Genomic DNA, 5679 nt, shown 5'->3' on the forward strand with positions numbered 1-5679 from the left:
ATCGCGAGCAAGCTCGCTCCCACAAGGGGGCTGCGTGAGCTTCAAGAGCCAGCCGCACCCTGCACCACGCCACCCTCAAGCTTGCGCCACAGCAACCGCACGTTGGCCTTGCGCACCAGGGCGCAGCGGTACAGGCGGATCTCCAGCGGGACATGCCACTGCGCCCCGCCGCAGATCACCAATTCGCCCCGGGCCAGTTCGTTGCGCACACTCAGGTGAGGGACCCAGGCGATACCCAGCCCTTCCAGCGCCATGCTTTTCAGGCTGTCGGCCATGGCCGTCTCGTAGACGGTGGTGAAGCGCAGCGCGCGCTGGCGCAACAACTGGTTCACCGAACGCCCGAGGAAGGCCCCGGCGCTGTAGGCCAACAGCGGCACACTGGCCTCGCCTTCGAGGTCGAACAACGGCCGGCCCTGTGCGTCGGCGGCGCAGACCGGGAGCATCTCGGTCTGGCCCAAATGCAAGGACGGGAAAATCTCCGGATCCATCTGCATCGCCGAATCCGGGTCATAGAAAGCCAGCATCAGGTCGCAGCCGCCTTCACGCAAGGCATGTACGGCATCGCCCACGTTGGTCGCCACCAGCCGCGTGGCGATGTTCATGCCGTCGTTGCGCAACTGGGCAATCCAGCGCGGGAAGAAGCCGAGCGCCAGGGAGTGCGCGGCTGCCACCTGGATGACTTCGCCCTGCCCGCCCTCCAGATGATGCAGATGCCGCAGCACCTCGCCCAACTGCTCGACCACCGTGCGCGCCGTCACCAGGAACAGTTGCCCCGCCGCGGTCAGCTCGATCGGCGTGCGCGAGCGGTTGACCAGCGTCAGCCCCAGCGCCGCTTCAAGGCTCCGGATCCGCCGACTGAAAGCGGGCTGCGTCACAAAGCGTCGTTCGGCCGCCTGGGAAAAACTGCGAGTCGCGGCCAGGGCACTGAAGTCCTCGAGCCATTTGCTTTCTAGATTCATCACCGCCCTCCCGAAGGACGCACCAAAACAGGTCACACGTTCGCCGCGTCGTCGGCGTCACACCGACATTATGCCGAATATGCATAGGCCAGTGTTTAACAGCATTGGCCCATTTTTTTCTGAAAGCCTAGGATTCACAGCGTTCCGGCTCAGACCGGGTCCTTATTGAGATGATTTCCATCATGTCCTCCGCTGCATCATTCCGCACAGAAAAAGACCTGCTTGGCGTACTCGAAGTACCGGCGCAAGCGTATTACGGCATCCAGACCCTGCGAGCGATCAACAACTTTCGTCTCTCCGGTGTCCCGATCTCGCATTACCCTAAGCTGGTGGTCGGTCTGGCAATGGTCAAGCAAGCCGCCGCTGACGCCAACCGCGAACTGGGCCAGCTCAGCGAAGCCAAGCACGCCGCCATCAGCGAAGCCTGTGCACGGTTGATCCGCGGTGATTTCCACGAAGAATTCGTGGTGGACATGATCCAGGGCGGCGCCGGCACGTCGACCAACATGAATGCCAACGAAGTCATCGCCAACATTGCGCTGGAGGCCATGGGTCACCAGAAGGGCGAATACCAGTACCTGCACCCCAACAACGACGTGAACATGGCGCAGTCCACCAACGACGCCTACCCGACCGCGATCCGCCTGGGCCTGCTGCTGGGTCATGACGCGTTGCTGGCCAGCCTCGACAGCCTGATCCAGGCGTTCGCCGCCAAGGGCGAGGAATTCAGCCACGTCCTGAAAATGGGCCGCACCCAGTTGCAAGACGCCGTGCCGATGACCCTCGGCCAGGAATTCCGCGCCTTCGCCACCACCCTGAGCGAAGACCTGGCACGCCTGAAAACCCTGGCGCCTGAATTGCTTACCGAAGTGAACCTGGGCGGCACCGCCATCGGCACCGGCATCAACGCCGACCCGCGCTACCAGGCCCTGGCCGTACAGCGCCTGGCGACCATCAGCGGCCAACCGCTGGTGCCAGCCGCCGACCTGATCGAAGCCACCTCCGACATGGGCGCCTTCGTGCTGTTCTCCGGCATGCTCAAGCGCACCGCGGTCAAGCTGTCGAAGATCTGCAACGACCTGCGCCTGCTGTCCAGCGGCCCACGCACCGGCATCAACGAAATCAACCTGCCGGCCCGCCAGCCAGGCAGCTCGATCATGCCTGGCAAGGTCAACCCGGTGATCCCGGAAGCGGTCAACCAAGTAGCGTTCCAGATCATCGGCAACGACCTGGCCCTGACCATGGCGGCCGAAGGCGGCCAACTGCAACTGAACGTGATGGAGCCGCTGATCGCCTTCAAGATCTTCGACTCGATCCGCCTGCTGCAACGCGCCATGGACATGCTGCGCGAGCACTGCATCGTCGGCATCACCGCCAACGAGGCGCGCTGCCGTGAGCTGGTCGAGCACTCGATCGGCCTGGTCACCGCCCTGAACCCGTACATCGGCTATGAAAACGCCACCCGTATCGCCCGCGTTGCCCTGGAAAGCGGCCGCGGCGTGCTGGAACTGGTGCGCGAAGAAGGCTTGCTCGACGACGCCATGCTCGACGACATCCTGCGCCCGGAAAACATGATTGCCCCGCGTCTGGTCCCACTGAAGGCTTGATCGACGCGACCACCGCTCACCAGGTCGAGGGACTAGACACCTCTCACCTTTTGAGGGCTTGGGGACTCGTTCCCCAAGCCCTTTTTTTTAACAAAAGGATGCAAGCAAGACAGAACCTGTAGGACCGAGCCGACTGGCAATAAACAGCGCCGCGCTGCCGTTGTACCCCGCGTCGCTCGCCATCGCGAGCCAGCTCTCTCCCACAAGAACCTGACCGAAAGGCCAGGAGATACAAGGGTTCGTTTCGTCGCATGCACCACAACTGTGCAGACGGGCGTCGCACTGATAGGTATAGTGCCGCCCCTCTTCGCATGAGTGGTCGTCGTCAACGAGGCCTCAACAACATGCGAAAACCGAACTAATAACAAACCCGCGAAGTGGACCGGGACGAAGCATCCCCAATCTGTCGAGCCGCGCGCCGACCGATGTAACACGATGTTTCCAAATGACCATCATTGCTTAAACAAAAAACAGCGAGGAATACTCATGCTCGAAGTCATCAACGACTTCCTCTCAGGGAAAGTGCTGATCGCGCTCATTGTGGGGCTCGGTGGCTACTTCACGATCCGCTCGCGTTTCGTCCAGTTCCGTCACTTCTTCCATATGTTCGCGGTGTTCCGTGACAGCCTGAAAAGCAGCACTGACCAGCTCAGTTCGTTCCAGGCCTTGATGCTCAGCCTGGCCGGTCGCGTCGGCGCGGGCAACATTGCCGGTGTCGGCATCGCCGTGACTCTCGGCGGTCCTGGTGCGGTGTTCTGGATGTGGGTGACCGCGCTGGTCGGCATGTCCAGCAGCTTCTTCGAATGCTCCCTCGGCCAGCTCTACAAGCGCTGCGACTCCGAAGGCCAGTTCCGTGGCGGCCCGTCCTATTACATCCAGCACGGCCTGCAGAAACGCTGGCTGGGCATGATCATGGCGTTCCTGCTGCTGATCACCTTCGGCTTCGCCTTCAACGGCCTGCAAGCCCACGCCGTGACTCACTCCCTGAACAACGCCTTCGGCCTCGACACCACCTACACCGGCCTGGGCCTGGCGGTGTTGCTGGGCCTGGTGTTCATTGGCGGGATCAAGCGTATCGCCAAGGTTGCCGACCTGCTGGTACCGGTCAAGACCCTGGTGTACATCGCCGTGACCATCTACGTGATCGTCCTGCAGTTCGAACACGTACCGGGCATGCTGGCGACCATCGTCAAGAGCGCCTTCGGTCTGGACCAGGCCTTTGGCGGCCTGATCGGCAGCGCCATCGTCATGGGCGTCAAGCGCGGCGTATTCGCCAACGAAGCCGGCCTGGGCAGTGCGCCTAACGTCGCCGCCGTCGCGTCGGTCGAGCACCCGGTGGCACAAGGTGTGGTCCAGGCGTTCAGCGTATTCCTGGACACGTTCGTGATCTGCACCTGCACCGCGCTGCTGATCCTGCTGTCGGGCTTCTACACCCCGGGCTTCGAAGGCGACGGCATTGCCCTGACCCAGAACTCCCTGGCGGCCGTGGTCGGCGATTGGGGTCGGATGTTCATTTCCGTGGCCCTGGCGTTGTTCGTGTTCACCTCGATCCTCTATAACTACTATCTGGGCGAGAACAACCTGCGCTTCATGCTCGGTGAAAACCGCAAGGCGCTGATGGCCTACCGCGCCCTGGTATTGGTCCTGATTTTCTGGGGCGCCATCGAGAACCTCAGCACGGTGTTCGCGTTTGCCGACATCACCATGACCCTGCTGGCGTTCGTGAACCTGATCGCGCTGTTCCTGCTGTTCAAGGTCGGCATGCGCATCCTGCGCGACTACGATGACCAGCGTTCGGCCGGCATCAAGGTGCCTGTCTTTGATTCCAGCAAGTTCCCGGACCTGGACCTTGACCGCAACGCCTGGCCGGCCACCCCGTCGGCACCGGTTGCCAAGCCTGAAAACGCCCAGGCGGGCGTGGCCGCAGCGCAACGCTGAGCGGCAGGCTGATCGTAGAAAACCGGGCGCATCCCCTGCGCCCGGCGTGACACAACACGAGGTCGGCGTCATGCTCGGCCTCATGTTGTGACGGCTAACCCAAGCGGCCGTTTTCATCCTCGGAGAACAACCCATGAATTGCTCGACCTACCCTGCCGCCCAGCACGTCATGGTGCTCTACACCGGCGGCACCATCGGCATGCAAGCCAGCGCCAACGGCCTGGCCCCGGCTTCCGGCTTCGAAGCGCGGATGCGCGACTACCTGCACAGCCAGCCAGAGCTGGTAGTGCCGCAGTGGCGCTTCCGGGAAATGTCGCCGCTGATCGACAGCGCCAACATGACCCCGGCCTACTGGCAGCAACTGCGCGAAGCGGTGGTCGACGCCGTGGACGTGCAGGGCTGCGACAGCGTGCTGATCCTGCACGGCACCGACACGCTGGCCTACAGCGCCGCCGCCATGAGCTTCCAGTTACTGGGCGTGCACGCGCGGGTCTGCTTCACCGGCTCGATGCTGCCCGCCGGCGTGACCGACAGCGATGCTTGGGAAAACCTCGGCGGCGCGCTGGTCGCCCTCGGCCAGGGCCTGGCGCCGGGCGTGCACCTATATTTCCACGGTGAACTGCTGGCGCCGACCCGTTGCGCGAAAGTGCGCAGCTTTGGCCGTCATCCGTTCAAGCGCCTGGAACGCCAAGGTGGCGGCATCAAGGCCACGTCCTTGCCAACGGAGCTGAATTACAACCAGCCGAAACGCTTGGCTAACGTCGCGGCACTGCCGCTGTTCCCCGGCATCGGTGCCGAAATCATTGACGGCCTGCTGGGCAGCGGCATCCAGGGCCTGGTGCTGGAGTGCTACGGCAGCGGCACCGGGCCGAGCGACAATCCGGCGTTCCTCGCCAGCCTGGCGCGGGCGCGGGATAGCGGCGTGGTGGTGGTCGCGGTCACTCAATGCCACGAAGGCGGCGTCGAGCTGGACGTGTACGAAGCCGGCAGCCGCTTGCGCGGCGTTGGCGTGTTGTCCGGCGGCGGCATGACCCGCGAGGCGGCGTTCGGCAAGTTGCAGGCGTTGATTGGCGCGGGGTTACCGGTGGATGAGGTTCGACGGTTGGTTGAGCTGGATCTGTGCGGTGAGCTGAGCTGACGACCTGTTAACCCTGTGGGAGCGAGCTTGCTCGCGA

At 63.3% G+C, this 5679-nt stretch carries 4 protein-coding genes; 3 read left to right on the forward strand and 1 reads right to left on the reverse strand.

All coding sequences use genetic code 11. From position 1 onward, the window contains the following. Nucleotides 1-41: 41 nt before the first annotated feature. Nucleotides 42-959: a LysR substrate-binding domain-containing protein gene (locus OC610_RS20090; protein ID WP_264430156.1), complete on the reverse strand. Its 918-nt coding sequence runs from the start codon at nucleotides 957-959 to the stop codon at nucleotides 42-44. A 182-nt stretch (nucleotides 960-1141) separates the two neighbouring features. On the opposite strand from OC610_RS20090, the gene aspA reads away from it, so the two are divergent. The 3 genes from aspA (at nucleotide 1142) to OC610_RS20105 (ending at nucleotide 5642) form a co-directional block, all read left to right on the forward strand. Next, complete coding sequence (aspA, locus tag OC610_RS20095; RefSeq protein WP_030139110.1) at nucleotides 1142-2566, forward strand: aspartate ammonia-lyase; 1425 nt, start codon at nucleotides 1142-1144, stop codon at nucleotides 2564-2566. Between the two features lie 486 nt (nucleotides 2567-3052). Continuing rightward, nucleotides 3053-4504 carry an alanine/glycine:cation symporter family protein gene (locus OC610_RS20100; RefSeq protein ID WP_217860656.1) on the forward strand — a complete coding sequence of 484 codons (1452 nt, stop codon included), beginning with the start codon at nucleotides 3053-3055 and terminating at the stop codon, nucleotides 4502-4504. 133 nt (nucleotides 4505-4637) lie between these two features. Continuing rightward, entirely contained in the window at nucleotides 4638-5642 is a 1005-nt protein-coding gene (locus OC610_RS20105) for an asparaginase (RefSeq protein ID WP_264430157.1), read from the forward strand. Nucleotides 5643-5679 lie beyond the last annotated feature (37 nt).

It is taken from the genome of Pseudomonas agronomica (genome assembly GCF_025917275.1).
GTDB lineage: Bacteria > Pseudomonadota > Gammaproteobacteria > Pseudomonadales > Pseudomonadaceae > Aquipseudomonas > Aquipseudomonas agronomica.

Coding starts and splice junctions, on each gene's coding strand:
- OC610_RS20105 (WP_264430157.1), top strand. CDS start 4,638: ATGAATTGCTCGACCTACCCTGCCGCCCAGCACGTCATGGTGCTCTAC.
- aspA (WP_030139110.1), top strand. CDS start 1,142: ATGTCCTCCGCTGCATCATTCCGCACAGAAAAAGACCTGCTTGGCGTA.
- OC610_RS20100 (WP_217860656.1), top strand. CDS start 3,053: ATGCTCGAAGTCATCAACGACTTCCTCTCAGGGAAAGTGCTGATCGCG.
- OC610_RS20090 (WP_264430156.1), bottom strand. CDS start 959: ATGAATCTAGAAAGCAAATGGCTCGAGGACTTCAGTGCCCTGGCCGCG.